Below are 25359 nucleotides of genomic sequence, written 5' to 3'. Positions count from 1 at the left end.
CATGACGCACACCAGTGCAAGCGGCGAGGAACGGACCAGCGCACCCAAGGCGTCCCGTTGGCGCTATGTCGGCCCCGGCATCGTCGTCGCGGCGACCGGGGTGGGCGCGGGCGATCTGGTGGCGACGCTGATCGCGGGCAGCAAGTACGGCTACACGCTGATGTGGGCCGCGGTGATCGGGTGCCTCGTCAAGATCTCCCTCGCGGAGGCGGTCGGCCGCTGGCACCTGGCCACCGGCCAGACCCTGTTCCAGGGTTGGCGCACCCTCGGTTCCTGGACGACCTACTATTTTGTCGGTTACGTGGTGATCTGGGGCTTCGTCTACGGGGCGACCGCCATGTCATCGAGCGCCCTGCCGCTGGTGGCGCTGTTCCCCGACTTTCTGGGACTGAAGACCTGGGGAGTGATCACCGGCCTGGTGGGCTTGGTGTTCGTCTGGTTCAACCGGTACGCGGTCTTCGAGAAGGTCATGACCGTGCTGGTCGGCCTGATGTTCGTGGTCGTGGTGTACGTCGCGATCCGGGTCGGCCCGGACATCGGGGCCTCCTTCGCGGGGCTCGTCCCCGCACTGCCGGACGGCTCACTGCTCTACACCCTCGGCCTGGTCGGCGGCGTCGGCGGAACGATCACCATGGCCGCGTACGGCTACTGGGTCAACGCCAAGGGCTGGACGGACACCCGCTGGATGCGCGTCATGCGGCTCGACAACCGGGTCGCCTACATCACCACCGGCATCTTCGTCGTCGCGATGCTGATCGTCGGTGCGGAGTTGCTGCACTCGGCGGACGTGGCCCTGACCAAGGGCGACAAGGGGCTGCTCGACCTCGGCAACGTCCTGGAGGACCGCTACGGCACCACCACCGCCAAGTTGTTCCTCGTCGGCTTCTTCGCGACGTCCTTCTCCTCGCTGATCGGGGTGTGGCACGGCGTCAGCGTCATGGTGGCTGACTTCGTGGAGAACCACCGGGCAAGCCGCCACACCCTACGGGGGAGCGAGCCGGGCCAACCGGCCGGTGCGGGCTTCGCGACAGGGGCTACGGATGGGGCGAGCCCGGCGGAAGAAGCGGACGTGGTGGACCCGGCCGCGCCCGCAGGCCCCCGCACCATCGGCCGCCACGAGCGCTCGCTGCCCTTCCGGCTCTACCTGCTGTGGCTGACCTTCCCGCCGATCAGCCTGCTCTTCCTGGACCAGCCCTTCGGCCTGGTGATCGTGTACGGCGTACTCGGCGCCTTCTTCATGCCGTTCCTCGCCCTCACCCTGCTGTGGCTGCTCAACACCAGCCGCACACCCCAGGAGTGGCGCAACGGCATCCTCAGCAACGTCATGCTGGTCACCTCCGGGCTGCTGTTCATCGTGCTGTGCGTACAGCAGGTGCGCGAGCTGCCGTGGTAGCCCAGGGCTGATGCCTCGGGCGCTGCCGGGCCTCGGGAGCCGGTCATGGTGCAGGCCGTGCCGGGGGTAGGGCGGTGCTTGGTGGTGAGGGCGGGTGTCTCGTGAGCGGAGGCTTGACAGCTAATGAGGGCCTTTGAGGTTGAAACGCCCATGTGAAGCAGAGCGCTCATAGCACTCACCATCGCCGAAATCGCGCCATCTGGCTGCCCATCGAGCCCCCGGCGCACTTTGCTCTCCGTAGTGATATCAACACGAACAGTAGTAGGCTGGTGACCTCATGGTGATCATTTGGTTGAAGGAGCCCGCAGTAGTGCAGAACTCGGTACCCAATAGGCCAATTTATCACATTACGCACATGGGGAATCTACGCGGCATTCTCCAGCGTGGAGGGTTGGTTAGCGATAAAACTGCTGCGCTATACGGCCTTACCGACACAGAAATCGGTATGCCAAGCATTAAACAGCGCCGTCGAGTGACGAACATCAGATGTGGCCCCGGGGGTACGCCGGCTGATTATGTACCTTTCTATTTCGGTTACCGCTCGCCTATGCTCTACGTCATCCATAAAGGAGGATTTCCCACCTACCGCGAAGGGCAAGAGCCGGTCATCTATCTAGTCTCAAGCCTGACGGCAGTGCGACAGGCCGGGCTTTCAGCTGTTTTCAGCGAAGGGAACGCGGGAGCGGTCTTTGTGGATTTTCATGCCGACGACCCCGAACTTTGCGAGAAGCTGATTGACTGGCCGCTTATGGGGGAGAAATGGTGGCATGACATACCGGAAGATCCAAATCGGGCAAGCCGGCGACAAGCTGAATATCTGGTGCATGAATGGTATCCGCTACGGCTCGTAGCGTCGATTGCCACGCATAATGCCCGCCGTGCAAGCGAGGTCCGCGGCATTCTCGCCGAACATGGCATTTCCATTCCTGTGATGGTGTACCCTCAGTGGTACTACTAGGGAGCGAAGAGGTGGAGACGGTGATCCAAGAGTCGCAAGGCAACTTGCTTGAGGCGGACGTGGAAGCCATCGTCAACACCGTAAACACTGTTGGCGTGATGGGGAAGGGGATTGCTTTGCAGATCAAGCAGGCATTCCCCGAAAACTTCAAGCAGTACAAGGCGGCCTGCGACCGTGGTGAGGTGAAGATCGGAGAGGTCTTTGTTCACGACGCGCATCACCTTGGCCCCCGACGGTACATTCTGAATTTCCCTACCAAGCGCCATTGGCGCGGTAAATCGCGGATCGAGGATGTCGAAGCGGGGCTCAACGGTCTGGTTGAGGTAGTGCGGAGGCACAAAATCAAGTCCGTAGCTGTTCCGGCACTGGGATGCGGGAATGGCGGGCTCAGTTGGGACGATGTCCGGCCGATGATTTACTCAGCCTTTGAGGCATTGCCGACAACTGAAGTGCTGCTTTTCCCTCCGACGGGTGCTCCGGCGCCTAGCTCCATGCCTGTGCGTACTAGCGCGCCAAATATGACACGAGGTAGGGCAGCCGTTGTGGCCCTGTTGGGTGGCTATGTGGAGCAGGCTAAATCTGAGCGAGTAGAGGCTTCTGACGGGGCCTCGCTGCTTGAGTTGCAAAAGCTGATGTACCTGCTGCAGGCCGTAGGGATGCCGATGCGGCTCAACTTCGAAAAGGCGCGGTATGGGCCTTATGCCGAGAATCTCAACCATCAATTGCAACGTATGGAAGGTCACCTGGTTCGAGGGTACGGAGATCGTACTCAGCGTGTCCTTGACTTTCATCCGATCAAACTCACAGCCGAAGCCAAGGACCTGACGGCGCTTTGGTTCGAGCAGAACCGCGACGCGGAACTCGAAAATGCTGTCCATGCGGTTCTTGAGCTAATTGATGGTTTTTCTTCGCCTTACGGCCTTGAGTTGTTGTGCACAACGCACTGGATCATGCACCAACTCGGCCCACAAGCGTCACAGGACGATGTAATCGCTGCACTCCAGAAGTGGAGCCGCCGCAAGGCTGAGATTTTTACGGATCGTCACATCGCGGTCGCCTGGCAACGGCTGCAGACGAAGCACTTGGCCGCTCTGCCTGCTTAACGGCTTCGTCGCAGCTTCATTGGCCCTTAAGGGTGTTGGCGCAGGGGAGCCCGAACTTCACCTGTCCTGGAGTTGTTCAGCGCAGTAGCTAGCCATGGACAGACGTGGGACAGGGAATGCAGCACTCGCTCTCGCCCGCGCTCGGACTGCTCATCGCTCGCCTTTCGATGCATGCGGTGCGGCTGCAAGCGGCCCCTGGAAGGCATCGATCCTGACAACGACGGCCTGCACCACCCCAGCGGGTCCGTACAAGCCGTCGTCAGGCTCACTCCGGATTCATCCACAACACCCGGGCCCAACGGTCGGGAGCTTCCCGCTTCATCGTGCTGTGCGTACAGCAGGTGCGCGAGCTGCCGTGGTAGCCCAGGGCTGAAGCAAGCCACGAGCGCCCCGTGCCCCGGGAACCGGTCACAGTGCTGGCCGTGCCGGGCTTGGGCGGCGTTTGGTGGTGCCGTGCTGGAGTGTGAGCTGTGAGCCATCGCCGCATTTCAGCGGCACACTCGCGCTGTTCCGCCAGCGGTGAACACCGGCCCGACCAGGCTCGACGATCACTACAGTCCAGCCTCATGACGACGGTTACCACGCGCACGGTCGAGTACCCGGCCGATGGTCTGACGATGACCGCGCACCTCGCGCTCCCGGCCGGTGTCGGCCGCCGGCCCGCGGTGCTGCTCGGACCAGAGGGTACGGGGCTCAGCGACGTTGAGCGCCGCCGGGCCGATGCTCTCGCCGAGCTGGGATACGTAGCGCTGGCCTTCGACCTTCACGGCGGGCGCTATTTGAGTGACCCCGAGGAGATGCTGGCCCGTTGCATGCCGCTGCTCGCCGACCCCGACCGGATGCGCGCAATCGGCCACGCGGCGCTCGACGTGTTGCGCGCCGAACCGCGGACCGACCCGGACAGGATCGCCGCCATCGGCTACGGCACCGGGGGCGCCATCGCGCTGGAGCTCGGGCGCGAGGGCGTCAACCTGCGCGCGATCGGGACAGTCAACGCAACTACCACGGGCCGACCGGGCGAGGCGGCTCGCATTCGCTGCCCGGTGTGGGCCGGGGTCGGGTCGGAAGACCCGATCATGTCGCCCGCGCAGCGGGACGCGTTCACCGCCGAGATGCAGGCCGCGGGGCGTGACTGGCGCCTCACGGTCTACGGCGGCGCCTTGCACGCCTTCCACCACCCGACGGTCGACCACCCCACGGTCCCCGGCGTCGGCTACCACCCACAGCACGCGCAGCGCGCCTGGCGCGACATCGTCGACCTGCTCGCCGAGTGCCTGCCCATAACGGAGTGAGCTGGTCAGCAACCGCGTTTTCGGGCCGTGAGCCAGGCCGGTGGACCGCCGCCGGCCCCGGTTCCCCTATCGCGTACGCCGATCAAGCCACTGGCCGTGCCACCCGCCACGGATGGCGGGCGGCACGGCCAGTGGGGGGCGGACGCCGCACGGTGTGCGGTCCGTGCGGCGTGGCGCCGCCGAGGAGAGGCACCGCTGGGGAACGGCGCCCGAACGATCGAGCCTCAGCCAGCCAAGCCAGCCACGCCGGCCAAGCCAGCCACGCCAGCTAGCCAATTCGGCGAGCCAGCCGGCCAGTCAGGCGGTGTTACGGAAGGCCGTGCACGTGCGGGCCGACCGCGTTGGACCAGGCGTTGCCGGCGCTGGCGTCCCAGTTGGTGGACCAGGTCATCGCGCCCCGCAGGTCCGGGTAGGTGGTGGACGGCTTGAAGCGCCCGCAGTTCGTGCCCTTGGTCAGGCAGTCGAGCGCGTTGTTGACGATGGTCGGCGACACATAACCGCTGCCAGCGCCACGCGTGGAAGCCGGCAGGCCGAGGCCGACCTGGGAGGGCTTGAGGCCGCCCTGGAGCTGGATGCAGGCGAGTCCGGTGAGGAAGTCCACCGAGCCCTGGGAGTAGACGTTGCCGTCACAGCCCAGCATGGAACCGCTGTTGTAGAACTGGGTGTTGACGACGGTCAGGATGTCCTTGATGTTCAGCGCGGTCTGGAAGTAGCCACTGGAGGTGGACTGCATGTCCAGGGTCTGGGGTGCCATCGTGATGACCAGATTCGGGCCCGCCTTTGCCGACAGGGCGCGCAGCGCCTGCGTCATGTACGTGGCGTTGATCCCGTTCTCCAGGTCAATGTCCACGCCGTCGAAGCCGAATTCCTGCATCTGCGCGTACACGCTGTTGGCGAAGTTGGTCGCCGCGGTCGGGCTGTTCACGGCGACGGTGCCCAGCTCTCCGCCGACCGACAGGATGACGGACTTGCCCGCCGCCTGCTTGGCCCGCACGTCCGCCTTGAACTGGGCCTCGCTGTAGTTCAGCGCCGGATCGACCGCAAAGTCCACCGTGCCTGGCGCACCCGTCGCATTGGCGAAGGCGACCGCGATGATGTCGTACTGGTTCTGCACGTCGCTGATCTTCTGCACGGTTGCGCCGTTGTTGAAGTTCTGCCAGTAGCCGGTGACCGCGTGCTTGGGCACCTTGCCGCCGTCCCCGCCGCCCGCGGTCGTGGTGCCGGTGACCGTGGCCGACTTGGCCGACTCACCGGCGGCGTTCGTCGCGGTGACCTGGAACTGGTACGAGGTGGCGGGCGTAAGACCGGTCACCGTGGCCGATGTCCCGTTCACGGCTTGCACCTTGCTGCCGTTTTGGTAAACGTTGTAGCCGGTTGCCCCCTTTACCGGGTTCCAGCTCAGGGTGACGGACGAGGAGGTGGGCGCCGATGGGGCCAGCCCGGCAGGTGTCGCGGGCACCTCGTCACCGGGGATGTCGCCGCCGGGCCCGGTGAGGGTCAGGTCGTCGGCGTGGTAGGCGGGCTGCCCGTACCAGCCGTGCGTGTAGACGGTCACCGAGGTGGTGCTGGGGCCGGTGTTGAAGCTGGTGTTGAGCTGCTTCCAGTCGGTCGCCGCTGGGCTCCACGTCGAGACGTCCGTGGTGCCGGTGCCGCTCGCGCCCAGATATACGTAACCGCCCTGCACCCAGGCGCTCAGCTTGTAGGCGGAGTTCGGCTTGACGCTCACGGTCTGCGAACACTTGGCGTGGTCCGAACCGGCCGGAGTCGCCTTGAGCGCGGCGGCTCCGCCGTGTACGGGGCTGGCGGCGGCGCTGCCACTGCCGCCCGAACAGGTCCAGCCGCTGATCCCGGTCTCGAAGCCGGGATTCTGTACGAGGTTGGGTTCGGCGGCGGCCTGGGCGCTGCCGCCGCCGATAGCGACGAGCGCTGTGGCGGTGAGGGCGGACGCGGCTGCCGTCGCCAGCCCCCGGGTCATCAGCCCGCGGCCGGTGGGCCATCGCCTGCCTCTGGCGTACCTGCTGCGTAGTGCACGGTCCACGACTGCCTCCGTGGGGAAAGTGTGGGAGGAGGGGCTTGGGACGGTGGCCACCGTTGGGCGTGAGACTGGTCCAGACCAATACCATTGTCAAGGGTGCGCGCGAAGACCTCGAAGGGTGCGCCATCGTGCACGGAGCGGCACGAGAAAGCCAGCACCCGGGCACGGCCGATCCATGACGCCCACGGCGGCCCCGCGTGAACTCCCGATGCCAAGCCCCTCGATAACCCCGGTGAACTGTTCTCAGCCGCCGCATTCGTGGATAAAGTGCTGAGGCATCTGTACGGGGAAGAAGCAGACGGTGTCAGACCGTGACGAACGCGCCGCGCCAAAAAGCGGTGGCCGAGGCGCCGGGAAGCGGTAGCCGAAGTGGATGGGTGGGGGCCCGGAGTGGACGGGAGCTGACGTGACCACCGCGATTGCCGTCACCAGCCCCGAGTTGGTGCTGCCACCTCCCGATGGGCAGACGCCGTCCGCCGTGGTCTTCAAACACCCCGGCAGCCAGCCACTCGAAGCGGCCATCGGTGACGCCGCCGCCCTCCTTGACCAGCAGGGTTATCTCGTAGCGCTCTATCCGGCGGCATCGCCACCCGCCCTGATCCGCCGACTGCACACCGTACGAGCGGTGTTGGAAAGCGATCGAATCGCGCTCGTCCCGCTCGATCTCCCGCCGCTGGCCGTCGCCGTGTTGGCCCGCCAGTTACGGCAGCTCTCCGTGGCCGACTTCAGCCCCGGCGTGCTGGCCTGCGCCGCCCGGCTGCTGATGCACTACGTCTACGCGGGGGCCCAACTCAGCAGCGTCACCCGGCTGGAAAAGGTCCCGGTCAGCATGGGCGCCCATCTGCGGTCCTGGGTGCCGGGCACCCAGTTCGGGGTGCTCGTCCACCCGACACCGCAGCTGGTGGTCGTCGGCCGCGACGCCGACCCGCCCGGCCCCGGCTTCGCCACCCACCTCACCATCGCCCGGGGCCAGGCACACGCGGAGTGGGCCACCAGCACCCTGGCGACCGCCTGGCGCGTACACGGCGTGCAGGAAGTGCCGCTGCCCACCGAGTCGGCCCGTTGGTGGGGAACCCCGCGGGTCACCGAGTTCGCGGCGGCCATCCCCGACCCCTCGGTCCTCTACCAACTCGTCGCCTCCGTAAGGAGAGAGGAATGCCACTGGTGCGGGCTCGAACTCATCGGTGACCGGTGCGCCTTCTGCTCGGCCCCCCTGCTGCGCGACGACGAGCCCCGCGCGCTGACCGCGCCGATCCGACCCGCCCTGGCCGCGCGTTGAGCCGCGTACCTGACAGCCGCGTACCTGACAGCCACGTATGCGGCTTTCGGATACGCATCGGCCCGCCTGCGCCGCACCACCGTCTGCCGCGTGCGCCTGCGCCTGCGCCGGCACGTTCCCGCCCTCATGTCCCCGTCCGCACGTTCCCGTTCCCGTCCCCTGAACGAGGTCCCAGGTCTTCATGAATTCACGCCAGCGCCGCGGAGTCATCCTCCTGGTCCTGTCGGTCCTGTGCGCCGTCGGTGCGTTCATCGGAGTGCTCTCCGTCATCAACGACGTGGAGTCCAAGGTCGGCCCCGAGACCACGGCGTACCGCCTCAAGTCGAACGTACCGGCCTATCAGGCGCTGGATTCCGGCTCGTTCGAGAAGATCTCGATGCCAGAGCGCTGGCTCCCGGACACCGCCGTCACCGATTTGGGTGATGTGCGCGGCAAGATAGCCGTCACCCCGCTACGCAAGGGCTCGCTGCTCCAGGCAGACATGATCGTGGAGCGGCCCGCGCTCAAGCCCGGACAGCAGGAGATCGCCATCATGATCGACGCGGCCACCGGCGTAGCCGGAAAGATCAACCCGGGCGCGCGGGTCAACATTTACGCCACCTTCGACGGCGAGCGGGAGGGTGCCAAACCGGTCTCGAAGGTGATCGTTTCCGGTGCCCGCGTCATCGACGTCGGCAAGCTGACCGCGCTGGAGCCAAACGATGACGACAGGGACCGCCGGCGCCGCGAGACCGAGGCCGTGCCGATCACCTTCGCCCTGGACACCGGGGACACGCAGCGCGTCGCGTACGCGGAGTCCTTCGCCTCGCACGTACGGCTCGCCCTCATCGCGCCCGGCAGCGAACCGGACATCGCGCCGGGCGACCGCACCTACACCCTCGACGGCGACCAGTAGGAGCCAGCAGAAGTTGGAGGCGGTGGCTGGATGACGATCAGAATTCTCCCAACGGTCGGCGACGTGGATCTGGCCAGATCCCTGAGCGGGCTGCTCAGCCAACTGCCAGGCGTCGAGCCCTTCCCCGCGCTCGGCGACTCGACCGCGCTGCTCGACACGCTGGCCACGCTCGCGGGCGCTTCGATCGAGGAACTGCCCGAGGTCGTCCTGGTCTATGAGCGGATCGGCCCGCTACCGGCCCTGGAGGTGGTCAGGGAGATCGCCCTGCGCTTCCCCGCGGTCGGTGTCGTCCTGGTGACCGCGGATGCGGGGCCCGCGCTGTACTCGGCGGCGATGGACGCGGGCGCCAGGGGCATCTGCGCGCTGCCGCCGTCCTACGACGAACTCGCGACCCGCACCCAGGCCGCCGCCCAGTGGGCGATGGGCGTACGACGCCACCTCGGCGGCGCGAGCGCGGCGCTGACTCCCGGACCAGGCGGCAGGCTGGTGGCCGTCGCTGGTGCCAAGGGCGGCGTCGGTACGACGCTCACGGCCGTGCAACTCGCGCTCGCCGCGCGGGCCGCCGGGCAGGGCGTCGTCCTGGTCGATATGGACCTACAGGCCGGCGATGTGGCCTCGTATCTGGACGTGCAGTTTCGGCGCTCCATCGCCGACCTGGCCCAGATCAGTGACATCACCCCGCGGGTGCTTCAGGAAGCGGTGTTCCCCCACCCCAGCGGGCTCGGGCTGCTGCTCGCGCCGGGTGAGGGGGAGCGGGGTGAGGAGGTCACCGATCTGGTGTCGCGGCAGGCCATTGCCGCCCTGCGGGCCCGATACGACCTGGTCATCATCGACTGCGGCACCCAGATGTCCGCCGCGAACACCGTCGCCATCGAGACGGCGGACCTCGCACTCCTCATCACCACGCCGGACGTGGTCACGGTGCGGGCCGCCAAGCGGATGGTGCGGCTGTGGGACCGGCTACAGATCCGCAAGGCGGAGGAGACGACGACAGTCGTCAACCGGTACACGCGCAGCGGCGAAATCCAACCCTCCCTGGTCGAGCGGGCGACCGGCACCAAAACCGCGCGCACCACGGTGCCCGCCGCCTACAAGGAACTCCAACCCGCCATCGACTCCGGCCGGATGCAGGACCTCGACTCCAAGTCCACGATCCGGCAGGCGCTATGGGCCCTCGCCGGTGAGATCGGCCTGATCGAGGGCTCGCCGGCGGCGGCCGGCCCGCCGCAGCGCGGCGGCCGAGGCAGCCACGCGGACCGCTCGGTCTCCGGGCTGCGCCGCCGCCGTGCCCTCGGGGGCGGCAGCGGTACGGGCGGACGCGCCGGCGCCGATACGAGCACGGGGCAGCCATCCGGCGGGGCCGGCGGCCACGGTACGGGCGGCTACGGTACGGGCGGCCGGGCGGGCCTTGGACCGGGTGGAGCCGAGGGCGCGGGCGGCGGCGTGGGTCACATAGGGCCGCCCGGGTCCCCGCAGCAGGGCGGTGGGGACCCGGGCGGCACCGGGCCCGATGCGCTGACACAGGTACCAACCAGCAGATTCCGTAAGCGCGGTGGGGGCGACCGGGGTCAGGTGACGATCGAGTTCCTCGGCATGGTGCCGCTCATCCTCATCGTGCTCGTCGTGCTTTGGCAGTGCGTCCTCATCGGCTACACCTACTCGCTCGCCGGCAACTCGGCCGACCGAGGCGCCCGCGCGGCCACCGCGACCGACACCGGAGGAGCCGCCGCGTGCGAGGAAGCGGCGCTACAGGACCTGCCGGACGCCTGGCGGGGCGACGCGTCGATTTCCTGCCCCACGGCGGGCGGTGTGGTGAGGGCCACGGTCAGGATCAAGGTCCCGGTGCTCTTCCCCGGCGCGGGGGACTTCCCCTGGACCGTCACCGGTACGGCGGGCGCGGCGGAGGAGGAGTGAGCGATGCGCAGCGGCAGGAGCGCCTTCGGCAGCGACGGGAAAACCTCTGGCGGACGTACGAAAAGTAGGGGCAGGCGGCGGGACGCCGGGTCGATGGCCATCGAGTTCCTCGGGTTCCTGCCGATCCTGCTCGCTGTCGCGCTCTCGGTGGTGCAGTTGGGGATCGCCGCGTACACCGTGCAGCAGGCGGGCACGGCGGCCCGCGCGGCGGCGCGTACGGCCACCGCAGACGACCCCAAGACCAGCCCGGAAAGCGCGGGCCAGGCATCGATCAGTGGTTGGCTCGCGGACGGTGCGGACATCTCGGTGAGTGCGGGCGACGAGGCGCACGCCACCGCCAGCATTGAGATCCCTTCGGTCATCCCGGGCGTGAGCTTCGGCGACGCCCGACGCAGCGCGACGATGCGGCGACCGGAGACCGGCGATGAGTAAGCGAACCGTACCGAGTGCCGTTCAACCGGCCCTGCCGCCCCACAACGTACGGAGCACCCCATGAGCCTGCGGGCGCGCATCGCGGCACCCGAGCCGTCCGGTGAGCACCGGGAGAACGGCCACCTGGTCACCAGTTACCGCACCAAGTTGCTGGAGGAGATCGACCTCGCGGAGATGTCCGCGCTCGCGGCGGCCGAGCGGCGCTCCCGGCTCGAACGCGTCCTCGGACACATCATCAGCCGCGAGGGCCCGGTGCTGTCCACCGCCGAGCGCGCGCAGCTCATTCGCCGGGTGGTGGACGAGGCGCTGGGCCTTGGCGTACTCGAACCGCTTCTCGAAGACGCCTCCATCACCGAAATCATGGTCAACGGTCCTGACCAGATCTTCGTGGAGCGCGCGGGCCGGGTCGAGCAGGTGCCGGTACGGTTCGCCTCGCACGAGCAGTTGATGCAGACCATCGAGCGCATCGTGTCCACGGTCAACCGCCGCGTTGACGAGTCGAACCCGATGGTGGACGCCCGGCTGCCGTCCGGGGAGCGGGTCAACGTCATCATTCCGCCACTCGCTCTCGACGGCGCCACGCTCACCATCCGCCGCTTCCCCCGCGCCTACACCCTGCACGAGCTGATCACCATGGGCACGCTCGACGAGCAGATGTTGATGCTGCTCGCGGCGCTGGTACGGGCCAAGTTCAACGTGGTGGTCTCCGGACCCACCGGCTCCGGAAAGACGACGCTGCTCAACGCGTTGTCCGGGCTGATCCCGGACGGCGAGCGCATCATCACCGTCGAGGACGCCGCCGAACTCCAACTCCAGCAGTCGCACGTGATCCGGCTGGAGTCCCGGCCACCCAACGTGGAGGGCAACGGCCAGATCACCATCCGCGACCTGGTGCGTAACTCCCTGCGCATGCGTCCCGATCGCATCATCGTCGGCGAGGTACGAGGCGGCGAGACGCTGGACATGCTCCAGGCCATGTCCACCGGACACGACGGCTCGCTCGCCACCGTGCACGCCAACAGCGCCGAGGACGCGCTGATGCGGCTCCAGACGCTCGCGTCGATGTCCGATGTGTCCATCCCGTACGAGGCACTGCACGACCAGATCAACAGCGCGGTGGACTGCATCGTGCAACTCGTACGGAACGCGGACGGCTCCCGCCGAGTGAGTGAGATCGCGCTGCTCGACTCCCACGGCCACGAGGATTACCGGATCACCACCGTCTGCCGCTTCGAGGCCGACCCGATGAGCGCGGACCGGGTGGTACGCGGCCGGTTCGGCTACGGTCCGATGCCCGAGCGGGTCGCGGAGCGGCTGCGGTTGGCGAACGAGGCGGTGCCGCCCGCGTTCGGCGTCGCGGCCTTCCCCACCGAGCTCAACACCCGGGACGGCCGCCGCCGATGACGACACTGCCACCCGCCACGGCCGGCCACGCCACCGCTGACGGTGCCACCACCACCAGCCAAGCCACCACCAGCCGAGCCGCCGCTAGCCGAGCCGCCGCGACAAGAGCACGAAAGGGGAGCGGGCACCGATGGATGACCTCGCCACGCTGACGGCCGGCACGACGCTGCTCTGCGGCCTGCTCGGAGTCGCGGGAGCGCAGACTTACGCGGCGGGCCGGGCCAGGCACCAGTCACTGGTCCAACGGCTCGCAGAGACGGAAGGCTCTCTTCCGCTGACCGATGGCCGGCGCCGCTTCGCGAGCGTGGACCGCAGGCTGCGAGGGACCCGGTTGGGCCGCGGGCTCGAACTGCGCCTCGCGGCGACGGGCCTGGTCATCACTCCGGGTGAATTCTTCGTCTATACCGCGGGAACGGCCGCCGGCCTTTGGCTTATCGCCCAGGCCACGCTGGCCAGCTTCTTCGGCCCCATTGCCGCCGTCGTCACCGTCTGGGGAGCGTTCGCTTTCCTGAACTGGCAACGCCAAAAGCGCATTGAGAGGTTCATCAACCAACTTCCCGAACTGGCCCGCATACTGGCCAACGCCACGCAGGCCGGCCTCGCGCTGCGTACCGCGCTGGGGCTTGCGGCCGACGAGATGGAGGCCCCGGCGGGTGAGGAACTGGCCAAGGTAGCGGACAAACTCGCGGTCGGGCACTCCATCGATGACGCCCTGGACGAGCTCGCCGACCGGCTGCCCTCCCGCGAACTCGTCGTCCTGGTCACCACCTTGGTGCTCTCCAACCGCGCCGGCGGCTCGGTCGTCAGCTCGCTGCGCAACCTCACCCAGACCCTGGAGGAGCGCAAGGAGACCCGCCGCGAGGTGCGCACCCAGCTGTCCCAGGTCACCGTCACCGCCTATGTGGTGCCGCTGCTCGGGGTGGGCACGCTGCTGCTGATGGACAGGGTCGCGGCCGGCTCCATCGAGCGCATGACCTCCTCGTTTTGGGGTCAGGCCGCGGTCGTGGTCGCCTTCGGCCTCTACGGGATCGGGTTCTTCCTCATCCGTCGCATGTCGAAGATCGCCGTATGACACGAGAGCCCTGAGGGAGGAGAGCAAGACATGGACATCGGCCTGTTGCTCGCGTTGGCCGTTGGCCTGTCCACCGCTGGCGCCTGCTACGGCATCGCGCTCTACCGCCGCGAGGCCAAGCTGCCGAGTGACCTGGCCGTGGCCCTGGAGGTCGGCGCGACGCGTACCACCGTGGTCGGTTCCGCCGTGGACCGCCTCGGCATGCGGTACGCGCCGCTGGTGCTGCGGCTGATGGGTGACAAGCGCGTCGCGAAGGTCCGGCGCCGCATTGACCTGGCGGGCAACCCGGGTGGCCTGACCGTGGACCGGTACGCGGCCCGCCGAGCCGTCTATGGATTCCTCGGCTTCGGCGGAGCGCTGGTGATGCTGCTGCGCGGGGAATTCCTGTTGGCCGTCATGCTCGCGGCCTTCGGTCTGTTCTGGATCGAGGTGGGGATATGGGCCGCCGTGCGTGAGCGCAAGGACGCCATCGAACGCACGCTGCCGGACTTCCTTGATGTGCTGGCCGTCGTTGTCAGCGCGGGGCTCAGCTTCCGTCAGGCGCTGGATCGAGTGGCCGAGAAGTACGAGGGGCCCTGGGCGGATGAACTGCGGATCACCCTGCGTCAAATGGACATGGGAGTGAGCCGCCGACAGGCGTTCGAGGAGCTGCGAAAACGCAATGACTCAGAACAGGTCGCCCAATTCGTCACCGCACTTCAGCAGGGCGAGGAGCTGGGATCACCGATCGTGGAAACCTTGATCGCGATCGCTAACGACATGCGCCGCACCGATGCACAGAACGCCCGCCGCCGCGCCGCCCGTGCCGTCCCCAAGGCGACGCTCGTCATCACCACCTTTATGGTGCCCGGCACGATGGTGTTGCTTGTGGCGGGCTTCTTCATCGGCTCGGGCACCGACTTCGGCTCGGTGACAGGAGACTGACCATGACGTCCCAACTAGAGTGCTACAGCGGCGAGTTACGTGCATGCGCGCCGCCCACCCGCCCCGCCTTGGTCACTCCGCGGCGAGCCGTACGCTGTCCCTCGTCCCAGGCGTTGCCGCACGTCTCGCTGGGCAGATTCGCCCGATCCGTATCGCCATCCCCAACAGCCCCACCAGGGTGTTTCGGCCTCCATATCGGCTGTGTCTCAAACGCGTTTCGGCTAGCCCGTAACTCTTCGCAAATGCAATGTGTTATGGGACAGTCATCCTTCGGGGACCGTGCATTCAAGGGGCGCGGTGCCGGGCGGCCGTGCCGGAGTGGGGGTGAGAGTCATGGGCCGCGTGGGTTGTTGGCGACGGAAACGACCTGAGAGGTTTCAACTCAGGCCGTGCGGAAGAGAATGCTTCGGGACGCCCTGTTCCGGTGCCTGCGTTTCGGCGTACTTTCCTCGTGTCGCGAGCAGCATCACGGGGACCGATACGCCGGACCGCAGCGGAACGGCCGCCCATGAAGGAGAAAACGATGGTGAAGCGCTTTGTGGGAAACGACCGCGGACAGACCGCGGTCGAGTATCTCGGGATCATCGCCGTGGTCGTGGCGATCGTGATCGCGATCTCCGGAACGGATATCGGCAGCGAGATTTTCAGTGCGATCACCGACAAGATTTCCGAGGTCACTGGCATGTGAGACGCGGTCAAGGCAGCGCGCGATACGGGGATTCGGGCCAGGCATTCCCGATCTACATCACCGCCGTAGCCGGCCTTCTCTTTCTCGGCCTCGCCCTTTTCGCCGTGGGGCAGGCGGGCGCCACCCGTAACGGAGCGCAGACCGCCGCCGACGCCGCTGCCCTCGCCGCTGCCCAGGACCACCGCGATGCGCTGCGCGATGAACTGCTCACGGCCATCGGTGCCGGCGAGGCGTGGGAGGACATCCTCGACGGAAACGGCATCGGCAGCACGCAGGCGTGTGCCGAGGCGCAATGGTTCGCGAGCGAGAACGACGCGGACGTGACCGACTGCGAGATCTTCGGCAGTGTGCCACCGAGCTTCCGGGTGAATGTGCGGACCCGGTACACGGTGGGCGATTCCATCGTTCCCGGTACGGAGTCCCAGCACGCGGCGGCCGACGCGACGGCCGAGATCGAACCTCGCTGCTTGCGCAAACCCCCCGACCCCGCCGATCCGCCCGTACCCGAAGAGAGCTCCCCAGCTCCCAGCCCCCGTCCCAGCGATACCGACGGTGACGACGGTGACGAGGGGGAGGACGACAAGCCGGAAGAGGACCCCAAGAAGCCGCCTGTGGAGTTTGTCTGCGACGGCGAGGAATGGTCCATCGATCCGGAGCGTCCCGGCGTGCTTCCCGACGCCGCGGACCTATTCTCCGTGCATCTCGCCGACTGACCAGTGAAGGGCTGCGACTCATGAGCATTCGGTTCACCGCCAAGGCGCGTGGGGCGCTGGCCGTTGGAGCGGTCGCGGTCAGCGCCTCCCTGCTCATGACGGGCTGCGGAGGCGGCGGAGACGCGGATGACAAGCCCGCCAAGGAACAGTCGGCCGGTGCCGGGAACGCGCCCAAGGGCGAGGGCGGCAAGAGCGACACACCGGAGCCGATCGGCGAGCCGATCGCCGAACTGCGCGGCGAGAAGGGCATGGTCCTCACGCTGACCGAAGCCAAGCGTGACGCCGGCGGCTTCCTCACCGTCAACGGCCAAGTCGAGAACACCAGCGACAAGATCTACACGGGCGCCAACAAATGGCGAGGCGATGAGACCGAGATCCTCAAGCACGGCTCGTCGATCGCCGGCGCCACCCTCATCGACTCCGGCGGCAAGAAGCGTTACTACGTGCTGCGTGACACCGAGGGGCGGTGTCTGTGCACCATGTCGCTGGTCACCATCAAGGCGGGGGTCACGGTTCCGGTCTTCATGCAGTTCCCCGCCCCACCGGAAGAGGTGGACGAGGTGCAGTTCCAACTGCCGACGTTTCCGTCCGCCACGATCAAGATCGCCGGGTGACGGGCCATGACCACCGCACACACCCTCCGCACGGCTCTGCTTGTGCTCGCCGCCGCCACCGCCGTAGCCCTGCCCGCCCCGGCCGTGCACGCCGACGAGGGCCCGGGCGCGTCGCAGGTCGCCGCCCCGCCGGTCGAGGTGGACCCCGACGACGCGGACCTCAAGCTGGCCAGCGGTGCGAAGCTCGGCGAGGTCAAGGTGCTCAACATCAAGTCGATCGTGGAGACCGACAACGGGGAGGAGCGGCGCGAGGACACCAACGAGGACGTCACCTTCGCCCTCCAGTCGGAGGTGCTGTTCGGCAAGGACAGCGCCAAGCTCAGCCCCCAGGCCACCGCCCGGATCACCATCATCGCCCGGGAGATCGACGCGCAACGCGCCCGCGAGGTGCGCATCTTCGGATTCACCGACGACCTCGGCGCCACCGACCACGGCGAGGACCTGTCCAAGGAGCGGGCGGACGCCGTGCAGCAGCGACTGGCCGGGGAACTGGGGTCCGGCGTGCAGTACGAGATCCGCGGCTACGGCGAGGACTATCCGATCGCGGACAACTCGACCGAGGCAGGCCGCAAGAAGAACCGCCGTGTGGAAGTCAGCTTCGCCCGCGAAGCCTCGTAGCGAAGCTGCGGATGAGCAGCCGGCCCAGGCTCCGCACCACGGGGGAAAGGGCAGTGCCGGGGCCGCTGTAGGGCGGGGAACCTGCCGAGACAGCCGCAGATTCCAGTTGCTGGCGCCCCGGTCGCCTCATGGCGCACCAGTGCCGGGGCGGGTAGGTCTCAGGAGCCGGTCGGCTGGCTCAACAGGGCCATGGGCTCACCCTGGCAGGGTGCTCACCTGTTGACCTGTGCGCCGACGAAGACAGCGCCGATCTCCACCAGCCGCTCGACCGCGTAGGCCGGGTCGATCAATGTTTCCGGGGTGTGGATGCCCGGTGGGACGGCTTCGCCGCGCAGACCCAGCAATCGCTCGACACCGAGGGCGATGCCGAGTGCGGTCAGGGGGCGCTGCCCTGCCGGGTGGACGAGGTAGCGGCTGGTGCTGAACGGTGCGCCGGCTGGACCGGCTCCTTCGAGGTCGATCCGGACCTCGAAGGAAGCGGCTTCGCCGCGGCGCCGGCCTGCGGATTCACCGACCGCGAAGTCGAAGCGGACGTTCGGTGCGCCCGTCGCGTGGGCGAGGCTCGGTACGTCGAGGATGGCGATGCTCTGGCCGGGTAGGACGGTGCCGTCGGTGCTGGTCACGTCCGCCTGGACGGCGGAGCCGTCGATCCAGGTGAAGACGCCGTCACGGCGTACCAGTCCCGCCGAGGTGGCGGTGGACCACCGCTCTAGATCCGCTCTTCCCGCGGGTCCGCCGGTGTCCAATTCGTCCAGTACGGCGCTGATCCGGATGGTGTCGATCCGGTCGAGTGCCCGGGCCGCGTCCAGTGTCGCGAGGACCGTGGCACCGGCGCAGTAGTGGCTGGCCAACAGGACCGGTGTGGCGTGCGCTCGCTGGGCGCTCGCGACGACCTCCGGTGCGATCTCCACCAGACCGCTGGAGATGCTGAGGTAGGGCAATCCGCGGTGCTGCGCGTAGTGCAGCCCGTTCAGGTGGTCATCCCACAGCGCGGCGACCACTGCCGAGTAGTGGTGATCGGCCGGGAGGCCGAGATCGCTGCGCCGCAGGTCAATGGTTACGGCCGTCGCGGCGCCGAGTTCGTCGGCCATCCGCTGCGCGCGGTCGATGTCACGGCCCGCGATGGTCAGCGGCAGCGCCGGGTGCCATCGACGCAGGAGGGCTGCGGCGTCCCCGCCCGCCTGGCCCGAACCGCCCAAGATCAGTACCGATGTCGACTGCTCCACCGTGGGTTCCTCTCGTATCCCTGAACCTACATTTTGTAACTTACTTTTTGTAGCTTAATCTGTGGCGCGACGCAAGGGAGGGCAATGGCCACCACACCGACCCGCTTGTCCAGGCAGGCCAGGCGGGAGCAACTGCTCGACGTCGCCGTGGCGATCGTGTGCACCCAAGGCGCCGACGGCCTGACTCTGGTCACCCTCGCGGAGGCGGCCGGGGTGAGCAGGCCGATCACGTACGACCACTTCGGCACTCGCCCCGGCCTGTTGCTCGCGCTCTATCGACGACTCGACGACCGCCACCGAGCCGCGGTCGCGCAGGCGTTGGAGGCTGCCGCGCCCACCGCTGACGAGGTCGCCCGCGTCATCAGCGCTGCCTATTTCGCCTGCGCCACCGACATGCCCGAGTTCGCCGCTGTTTCCGCCGCGGTGAAGGGAAATCCGGAAATGGAAGCGATCCAGCGCGAGACGCTCGACAGCTATACGGACCTGATGGTCGCCGCACTGCGGCCATACTCCGGCCTTACGCCCGAGGCCCTTCGGTTGCGCTGTGTCGGCGTGCTGGGTGCGGCCGAAGCGATGGCCGCCGAGCTGAACCGAGAGCGGGTCGCCGCCGACGATGCAGTCATCGCACTGACCGACCTGATCGTGGGCGGCCTCGCCATCAAGGCCGACCGCTAGGTCAGCCCGGATTCGGTGAGCCCCTCCTACGCAGGCGGCAGCAGGAACGGAACCGGAACCGGCGTAGCTGTCAGAAGTTCTGACAGGCGGGCTCGAAGGGGACCTCAGCGGTGCCGGGGTCGTTCGCCGCAAGTCGCTTCGTCGCGTGCTCTGCGCCAGCGGTGGCCGCGGCCGTTTGCTCGTCGTGCTCGCGCGGCATCCGCATCACGGTCGCCGGGGAGTGTTCGCCCTTCCCAGCACCCGTGACGATGACGAGGCGCTTGGCCAGGACGCGCAGGACAGCCGTGCGCTTCGACGCGCTCGACGTCGTCGCTCACAGCCAGGACCCCCGGCTCTATGGCGCTGACCTGCGTGCGTCGTACGAAACATGAACCCATACGCCGTACGTCCGTTACGAGGCGAAATGAACGCGTAATACATGCCTCGCCCTAAAAGGTAGTTCGGCCGGCCGTAGGTGGCCTACAGTCGCTTACGCACTGCTCACACGCGACGAGCTGGAAGTGCATCGCGCGGGCCTGCCCACATCCTCCTGCCCTGGGAGGGGCGTGTCCGCGTCAGGGAGACGAGCCACCAGCCGTCGCAGTGGTGCCGCAGCCAGTGGGCGGGTCGATGGTGACGCACACCCCTTGGCGCAGCCCCCAGCGCTCCATCGCGCCCGCCTCGGCTTCTACAACGTGGCGCGCGCGCAGTCGCGGCAGGCCGAGTCGTCCGGGCCGCATGGTGCGTACGGCCAGCACGGTCAGCGCGCGGTCGAGATAGGCGACGTCGATGGCGAACCGCATCCCAAAGGTGTGCACCCCGCTCGCCGGGCTGAGCAACAGCGCGCCCTCTATACCCTCCCGACCCAGCAACCCCCGGGAGCGCGCACGATAGGACGCGGCTATTTCTAACGGCACGTTCAGTGGCACGTTCAGTGGCGCGTTCAGTGGCGCGTTGAGCAACTCGTTCGGCAACTCGTCCAGCGGCGCGTCCCCGGACGCCGACCGGGTGTCCAGCGGCGCGCAGTGCGGCGCCTGGACGTGCGGCGCGCGCTCCCTCGCGGGTGGCGCTGCCTGCGCCCGCGTGCGGGGTACGCGCAACGTGCCCCGACCATCCCGCCAACGCCCCATCTTCCGCCGCCTTTCCCGGTCCGACATCCCCTGCCCCCTGCCCCACGCCACCGTCTGCTGCCCACCCCCGACCTTCGTGGACAAGACAGCTAGCCGAGGCCACGGGCCGGTGGGGTGCGCGCCGTGCGGCCCGCTCAGGGTTGTATCAGCCCCGCGGGGCCGCGCGCGGCCTTTCCGTAGGCTCGGGTCGTGCATGTGCTGCTGATAGCTCTCGCCGCCGGGTACGGCGTAATCGCCGGGCTCCTGGTCGGCCGCCCGCTGTTTCGGCTCACCGTCCAGCCCGACGAACCCTGGCGCGCCGCCTGCCCGGGTGGCCATCCGCTCACCGGCCCCGCCGCCGGCTGGCTCGGCCTCGCCCGATGTGCCCCCTGCGGACACGGCGGGCATGACGGGCCCAGCGGCGGGTGGCGTACGGGCCTTGGCGCGTACGGGCCGAGCGTTCCGCTGGTGGCCGGCGTGTGCGCGCTCGTTTGCGCGGGCCTTGCCGCGGCCGTTGGGGCCCGGCCGGAGTTGGTCGTTTGGCTGCTACTCGTCCCGTTGTGCGTGCTGCTCGCCGGGGTGGACCTGGCCGTGCACCGGCTGCCCGACGTGCTGACCCTGCCGATGGCCGGCGGGTCGGTGGCGCTGTTGGGGGGCGCGGCGCTGCTGCCCGGCACGGCCGGCTCATGGTCACGCGCCGTGTTCGGCGGGCTGGCGCTGGGCGGCGCGTACTTTGTGCTTTTTCTCATCAACCCGAACGGCATGGGCTTCGGCGACGTCAAGCTGGCGCTGACCGCCGGGGTCGCCCTTGGGTGGTACGGCTGGGACGTGCTCTTCCTCGGGGCGTTTACCGGCCTTTTGCTGGGGGCCTTCTACGGTGTAGCCCTTGTGTTGACAAGGCGAGCAGGGCGTAAGGCGGCGATGGCGTTCGGGCCATTCATGATCATTGGCGCCGGTGCCGGAATACTGCTGGGCGGTCTCGCCGCGGGCTGACGACGCCCCGCAGCGCGCCCGTGGTTTCGAGGTTGCACGCAGCATCCCTCACGAAGGGTTATGGTGGAAACCCCCCCTCGGGCCGGTCCGTATCCCCCCCACGGACCGGCCCGCTTTTATGTCCTGCACCACCCAGCCCCGGCGCCCACGCCCGCGCGCACCGCGGCTCGCACGCCCGACGAACCGCAGCCCCCGCCCGCCTGCCGGCCCTGACTCGCCGGCAAGCGGCCCGGCGCCGAACACGGGCAAGCCCGGTACGCCGATGCGCCGCTACGGCCTAGCGGCGCGCCCAGATGTTCACGCCCTCAGTGCTCTGTGCGTACGTGTCGATCTCCACCAGCTCCTGCGCGGTCAGCGGCGGGGCACCCAGCGCCGCCACATTGGCCTCAAGCTGGCGCACGCTCGACGCGCCGATCAGCGCCGAGGTCATGCGCGGGTCCCGCAGCACCCAGCCCAGCGCGAGCTGAGCCAGCGACTGGCCACGCCGCGCCGCGAGCTCGTTCAGCCCCCGCAGCCGCCGTACCACCTCGTCGGTCAGCAGCTCCGGCTGGAGCGACTTGCCCTGCGCGGCGCGCGAGCCCTCCGGGATGCCGTGCAGGTACTTATCGGTCAGCAGACCCTGCGCCAACGGAGCGAAGGCGATGCAGCCCATCCCCTCCGCTTCCAGCGTGTCGAGCAGCGCGTTGTCCTCGGTCCACCGGTTGATCATCGAGTACGAGGGCTGGTGGATCAGCGCGGGAACACCCATGTCGCGCAGCAGTCCGGCCGCCTGCGCGGTCTGCTCCGCGTTGTACGAGGACACGCCCGCGTACAGCGCCTTGCCCTGCTGGACGGCGGACGCCAGCGCACCCATCGTCTCGGCAAGAGGCGTGTCGGGGTCGTAGCGGTGGGAGTAGAAGATGTCCACGTAATCGACGCCCATGCGCCGCAGCGACGCGTCGAGCGAGGACAGCAGGTACTTGCGCGAACCCCACTCCCCGTAGGGCCCCGGGTGCATCAGGTAGCCCGCCTTGGTGGACAGGATCATCTCGTCCCGGTACGGGCGGAAGTCTTGCGCGAAGATCGTGCCGAAGTTCCGTTCGGCCGCGCCGGGCGGCGGGCCGTAGTTGTTGGCCAGATCGAAGTGGGTGACGCCGAGGTCGAATGCGCGGCGCAAAATGGCGCGCTGGGACTCCAGGCCGCGGTCATCACCGAAGTTGTGCCATAGGCCGAGGGAGATCGCGGGCAGTTTGAGGCCGCTGTGGCCGGTTCGCCGGTACTCCATGGAGTCGTAGCGGTCGTCGGCGGCACGGTGTGGGGAGTTGTCGTTCACGGAGGTTCCTGTTCCGGCTTCGCGTGGTCGCTTCCCGGGTCCGGGGGCTGTCCCCACCGACGCTATACGCACGTGACCGGCCCAGCTTCGCGCTACCCCCGCGGCGGCAGTAGGGTGGCTGCCCTTGGAGCGGCCCCACGGATGGGCAGGCCGCGGCATGGAGGGCTGGAAAACGTGAATCTGCGCGACCTGGTGTACGGGCTCTACGCACGCCGGGTGGAATGGCGCCTCGATCACGACCAGGTGCCCAAGCACATCGGCGTCATCCTCGACGGCAACAGGCGCTGGGCGCGCGCCGCCGGCGGCACCACGGCCGAGGGGCACATCGCGGGAGCCAACAAGATCCGCGAACTGCTCGGCTGGTGTACCGAAACCGACGTCAAGGTCGTCACGCTGTGGATGCTGTCCACGGACAACCTCAACCGCCCTGATGATCAGCTGCTGCCGCTGCTGCGCATCATCGAGGGCGCCGTGCGTGATCTCGCCGCCGATGGCCGCTGGCGTGTCCACCACGTCGGCACCCTCGACCTGCTGCCGCCGGAAACGCAGCGGGTGATGAAGGAGGCCGAGGAAGCCACCCGGCATGCGAGCGACATACTCGTCAACGTCGCCGTCGGCTACGGCGGGCGGCAGGAGATCGCGGACGCGGTGCGTTCGCTGTTGCTCGATCACGCCAGCCGGGGCACCACGTTCGAGGAGCTGGCCGAGATCGTGGACGTCGAGTCGATCGCCGAACACCTCTACACCCGCGGCCAACCCGACCCCGACCTGGTCATCCGCACCAGCGGCGAGCAGCGCCTGTCCGGCTTCATGCTCTGGCAGAGCGCGCACTCCGAGTACTACTTCTGCGAGGTCTTTTGGCCCGCGTTCCGCAAGGTTGACTTCTTGCGAGCGCTGCGTGACTACGCGGCACGACACCGGCGATACGGCGGTTAACGCGAGGTAACGGCAGGGAACGGCAGACGACGAAACGCCGACGTTGTCATATGCCGGGGCATGGGCCGACCACTTGGCGGGAATATCCCTGACACGTCGGCGGCCCACCCTTGGGGCGCCGGAATGCCAGCGGGCGGCATGGGGCCGCCCGCCCGGGAGGCCCCTTGCACCAGGATGACCGTCCCAACGGGATGGCGCAGCCCCGGCTTTCGCCACCATGTCGCGGACGGCTGTCGCGGAGGGCCCAAGCACGGTCCCCGCAGGGTCCGAGCCCGGCCCGTCCCGTGCTGCCGGACGGGGCGCTCGCCCCGCCGTCGTCAGGGACATCCCACTCCCGCGACGCCGTCGCACCCCAACCTCTCCCGAGGGGGTTCGTCCACCCGTGGTGACCAGCAAGAAACGCCGCGAGCACGACCGGCGCACCTATGTCCTCGACACCAGCGTCCTGTTGGCCGACCCAGGCGCCATGGCCCGTTTCGACGAGCACGAAGTTGTGCTACCCGTCGTCGTGGTCACGGAACTTGAGGCCAAGCGGGCTCATCCCGAGCTGGGCTATTTCGCCCGCCAGGCGCTGCGTCTGCTGGACGATTACCGCATCCGCTTCGGCAGGCTCGACGCGCCGATCCCGATCGGAGAACTCGGCGGCACACTGCGCGTCGAGCTCAACCACTCCGACCCGGGCATCCTTCCGGCGGGCTTCCGACTCGGGGACAACGATTCCCGCATCCTGGCCGTCGCCCGAAACCTCCAGGCCGAGGGGTACGACGTCACTGTCGTCTCCAAGGACCTTCCGCTGCGCATCAAGGCGTCAGCGGTGGGCCTGCTGGCGGAGGAGTATCGGGCAGAGCTGGCGATTACGGACTCGGGCTGGACCGGCATGGCCGAGCTGACCGTGCCCCCGGACCAGGTGGACGAGTTGTTCGCCGCCGAGACCGCGTATCTGCCCGAGGCGGCGGAACTGCCCGTCCACACCGGCCTCGTGCTCCAGTCGACGCGCGGCAAGGCCCTTGGCCGAGTCGCCGCGGACGGTGGGGTACGGCTGGTGCGCGGCGACCGGGAAGCGTTCGGCATCCACGGGCGCAGCGCCGAGCAGCGGATCGCACTTGACCTGTTGCTCGACCCGGAGGTCGGCATCATGTCGATGGGCGGCCGGGCCGGCACGGGCAAATCGGCGCTTGCGCTGTGCGCCGGGCTTGAGGCCGTCTTGGAGAGACGTCAGCACCGCAAGGTGATGATCTTCCGCCCGCTGTACGCGGTGGGCGGGCAGGAGCTCGGCTATCTGCCGGGCAGCGAGGCCGAGAAGATGAGCCCTTGGGCTCAGGCGGTCTTCGACACCCTGTCAGCCGTCACCTCGGCAGAGGTCATTGAGGAGATCGTGGGCAGAGGCATGCTGGAAGTGCTGCCGCTCACGCACATTCGGGGCCGCTCGCTGCATGACGCTTTTGTGATTGTCGATGAGGCGCAATCACTCGAACGGAACGTTCTGCTGACCGTTCTTTCGCGGATCGGGGCCAACTCGCGTGTCGTACTCACCCACGATGTGGCGCAACGCGACAACCTACGGGTTGGCCGGTACGACGGAGTGGTCGCCGTGGTCGAGAAGCTGAAGGGGCATCCGCTCTTCGCGCATGTCACGCTCACCCGTTCGGAGCGCTCGCCCATTGCTGCCCTGGTGACCGAGATGCTGGAGGAGGGGCGGGTTTAGTCCCTCTCGTCACCCTGTGACCACCACGCCGCGCGGCAAAGCCGAGGAGCTTAGCCGCGCGGCGTCTTGTCATGCTTGCGTTTCCTCGAA

General features: G+C 68.1%; 24 protein-coding genes. 19 read left to right on the top strand and 5 right to left on the bottom strand.

Features of this window, described 5'->3' with window-relative positions; genetic code table 11:
- Window position 1 precedes the first annotated feature (1 nt).
- From FHS42_RS25335 to FHS42_RS25320, 4 genes are all read left to right on the top strand, one after another.
- The gene (locus FHS42_RS25335) at window positions 2–1393 is read left to right on the top strand and encodes an Nramp family divalent metal transporter (RefSeq protein WP_184575800.1); all 1392 of its coding nucleotides are present in this window, start codon (window positions 2–4) and stop codon (window positions 1391–1393) included.
- Between the two features lie 310 nt (window positions 1394–1703).
- On the top strand, window positions 1704–2351 hold the full coding sequence (darT, locus tag FHS42_RS25330) for a type II toxin-antitoxin system toxin DNA ADP-ribosyl transferase DarT (protein WP_184575798.1): 648 nt from the start codon (window positions 1704–1706) through the stop codon (window positions 2349–2351).
- Window positions 2352–2362: 11 nt separating this feature from the next.
- Window positions 2363–3454, top strand: coding sequence for a type II toxin-antitoxin system antitoxin DNA ADP-ribosyl glycohydrolase DarG (gene darG / locus FHS42_RS25325; RefSeq protein WP_221476862.1), 1092 nt, complete (start codon window positions 2363–2365; stop codon window positions 3452–3454).
- Between the two features lie 566 nt (window positions 3455–4020).
- Window positions 4021–4746, top strand: a complete 726-nt coding sequence (locus FHS42_RS25320) for a dienelactone hydrolase family protein (RefSeq protein ID WP_184575796.1) — start codon at window positions 4021–4023, stop codon at window positions 4744–4746.
- A gap of 307 nt (window positions 4747–5053) precedes the next feature.
- Here FHS42_RS25320 and FHS42_RS25315 read toward each other — a convergent pair whose 3' ends face one another.
- A complete protein-coding gene (locus FHS42_RS25315; protein WP_184576018.1) occupies window positions 5054–6721 on the bottom strand; it encodes a chitinase in 1668 nt (555 codons plus the stop codon).
- A gap of 466 nt (window positions 6722–7187) precedes the next feature.
- Between FHS42_RS25315 and FHS42_RS25310 the strand changes: the two genes are divergently transcribed.
- The 11 genes from FHS42_RS25310 to FHS42_RS25260 all read left to right on the top strand — a co-directional run bounded on the left by FHS42_RS25310 (window position 7188) and on the right by FHS42_RS25260 (window position 17334).
- A complete protein-coding gene (locus FHS42_RS25310; protein WP_184575793.1) occupies window positions 7188–8060 on the top strand; it encodes a hypothetical protein in 873 nt (290 codons plus the stop codon).
- A 181-nt stretch (window positions 8061–8241) separates the two neighbouring features.
- Window positions 8242–8955 (top strand): Flp pilus assembly protein CpaB, encoded by a 714-nt coding sequence (gene cpaB / locus FHS42_RS25305; protein WP_184575792.1) that lies wholly within the window; start codon window positions 8242–8244, stop codon window positions 8953–8955.
- A gap of 30 nt (window positions 8956–8985) precedes the next feature.
- On the top strand, window positions 8986–10869 hold the full coding sequence (locus FHS42_RS25300) for an AAA family ATPase (RefSeq protein WP_184575790.1): 1884 nt from the start codon (window positions 8986–8988) through the stop codon (window positions 10867–10869).
- 3 nt (window positions 10870–10872) lie between these two features.
- Entirely contained in the window at window positions 10873–11301 is a 429-nt protein-coding gene (locus FHS42_RS25295) for a TadE/TadG family type IV pilus assembly protein (RefSeq protein ID WP_184575788.1), read from the top strand.
- A 60-nt stretch (window positions 11302–11361) separates the two neighbouring features.
- Window positions 11362–12705 carry a TadA family conjugal transfer-associated ATPase gene (locus tag FHS42_RS25290; protein ID WP_184575786.1) on the top strand — a complete coding sequence of 448 codons (1344 nt, stop codon included), beginning with the start codon at window positions 11362–11364 and terminating at the stop codon, window positions 12703–12705.
- A gap of 130 nt (window positions 12706–12835) precedes the next feature.
- Window positions 12836–13777, top strand: a complete 942-nt coding sequence (locus tag FHS42_RS25285; RefSeq protein ID WP_184575784.1) for a type II secretion system F family protein — start codon at window positions 12836–12838, stop codon at window positions 13775–13777.
- 30 nt (window positions 13778–13807) lie between these two features.
- Entirely contained in the window at window positions 13808–14701 is an 894-nt protein-coding gene (locus FHS42_RS25280; RefSeq protein WP_184575782.1) for a DUF5936 domain-containing protein, read from the top strand.
- A gap of 523 nt (window positions 14702–15224) precedes the next feature.
- Complete coding sequence (locus tag FHS42_RS25275; protein ID WP_184575780.1) at window positions 15225–15389, top strand: hypothetical protein; 165 nt, start codon at window positions 15225–15227, stop codon at window positions 15387–15389.
- Window positions 15386–16102, top strand: coding sequence for a pilus assembly protein TadG-related protein (locus FHS42_RS25270; protein WP_184575778.1), 717 nt, complete (start codon window positions 15386–15388; stop codon window positions 16100–16102). Before FHS42_RS25275 ends, FHS42_RS25270 begins: the two co-directional genes overlap by 4 nt.
- Window positions 16103–16122: 20 nt before the next feature.
- Complete coding sequence (locus tag FHS42_RS25265) at window positions 16123–16716, top strand: hypothetical protein (protein ID WP_184575776.1); 594 nt, start codon at window positions 16123–16125, stop codon at window positions 16714–16716.
- Between the two features lie 6 nt (window positions 16717–16722).
- Window positions 16723–17334: an OmpA family protein gene (locus tag FHS42_RS25260; protein ID WP_184575774.1), complete on the top strand. Its 612-nt coding sequence runs from the start codon at window positions 16723–16725 to the stop codon at window positions 17332–17334.
- Window positions 17335–17546: 212 nt separating this feature from the next.
- Here the strand turns inward: FHS42_RS25260 and FHS42_RS25255 are convergent, their stop codons facing one another.
- On the bottom strand, window positions 17547–18560 hold the full coding sequence (locus FHS42_RS25255) for a Rossmann-fold NAD(P)-binding domain-containing protein (RefSeq protein ID WP_184575773.1): 1014 nt from the start codon (window positions 18558–18560) through the stop codon (window positions 17547–17549).
- Window positions 18561–18644: 84 nt separating this feature from the next.
- On the opposite strand from FHS42_RS25255, the gene FHS42_RS25250 reads away from it, so the two are divergent.
- A complete protein-coding gene (locus FHS42_RS25250; RefSeq protein WP_184575771.1) occupies window positions 18645–19235 on the top strand; it encodes a TetR/AcrR family transcriptional regulator in 591 nt (196 codons plus the stop codon).
- 70 nt (window positions 19236–19305) lie between these two features.
- Here the strand turns inward: FHS42_RS25250 and FHS42_RS38295 are convergent, their stop codons facing one another.
- Window positions 19306–19434 (bottom strand): hypothetical protein, encoded by a 129-nt coding sequence (locus FHS42_RS38295; protein ID WP_281392862.1) that lies wholly within the window; start codon window positions 19432–19434, stop codon window positions 19306–19308.
- Window positions 19435–19789: 355 nt separating this feature from the next.
- A complete protein-coding gene (locus FHS42_RS25240) occupies window positions 19790–20188 on the bottom strand; it encodes a DUF192 domain-containing protein (RefSeq protein WP_246495407.1) in 399 nt (132 codons plus the stop codon).
- Between the two features lie 345 nt (window positions 20189–20533).
- On the opposite strand from FHS42_RS25240, the gene FHS42_RS25235 reads away from it, so the two are divergent.
- Window positions 20534–21316, top strand: a complete 783-nt coding sequence (locus tag FHS42_RS25235) for a prepilin peptidase (protein ID WP_184575769.1) — start codon at window positions 20534–20536, stop codon at window positions 21314–21316.
- A gap of 277 nt (window positions 21317–21593) precedes the next feature.
- Here FHS42_RS25235 and mgrA read toward each other — a convergent pair whose 3' ends face one another.
- Window positions 21594–22628: an L-glyceraldehyde 3-phosphate reductase gene (mgrA, locus tag FHS42_RS25230; RefSeq protein ID WP_312867031.1), complete on the bottom strand. Its 1035-nt coding sequence runs from the start codon at window positions 22626–22628 to the stop codon at window positions 21594–21596.
- 174 nt (window positions 22629–22802) lie between these two features.
- Between mgrA and FHS42_RS25225 the strand changes: the two genes are divergently transcribed.
- Both FHS42_RS25225 and phoH2 read left to right on the top strand, forming a co-directional pair.
- The gene (locus FHS42_RS25225) at window positions 22803–23564 is read left to right on the top strand and encodes an isoprenyl transferase (RefSeq protein WP_184575765.1); all 762 of its coding nucleotides are present in this window, start codon (window positions 22803–22805) and stop codon (window positions 23562–23564) included.
- 382 nt (window positions 23565–23946) lie between these two features.
- Complete coding sequence (gene phoH2 / locus FHS42_RS25220) at window positions 23947–25269, top strand: RNA 5'-3' helicase PhoH2 (RefSeq protein WP_184575763.1); 1323 nt, start codon at window positions 23947–23949, stop codon at window positions 25267–25269.
- Window positions 25270–25359: the final 90 nt, after the last annotated feature.

It is taken from the genome of Streptomyces zagrosensis (genome assembly GCF_014203645.1).
GTDB classification, from domain to species: Bacteria; Actinomycetota; Actinomycetes; order Streptomycetales; family Streptomycetaceae; genus Streptomyces; species Streptomyces zagrosensis.
This window is presented reverse-complemented; position numbering and strand designations above follow the sequence as displayed.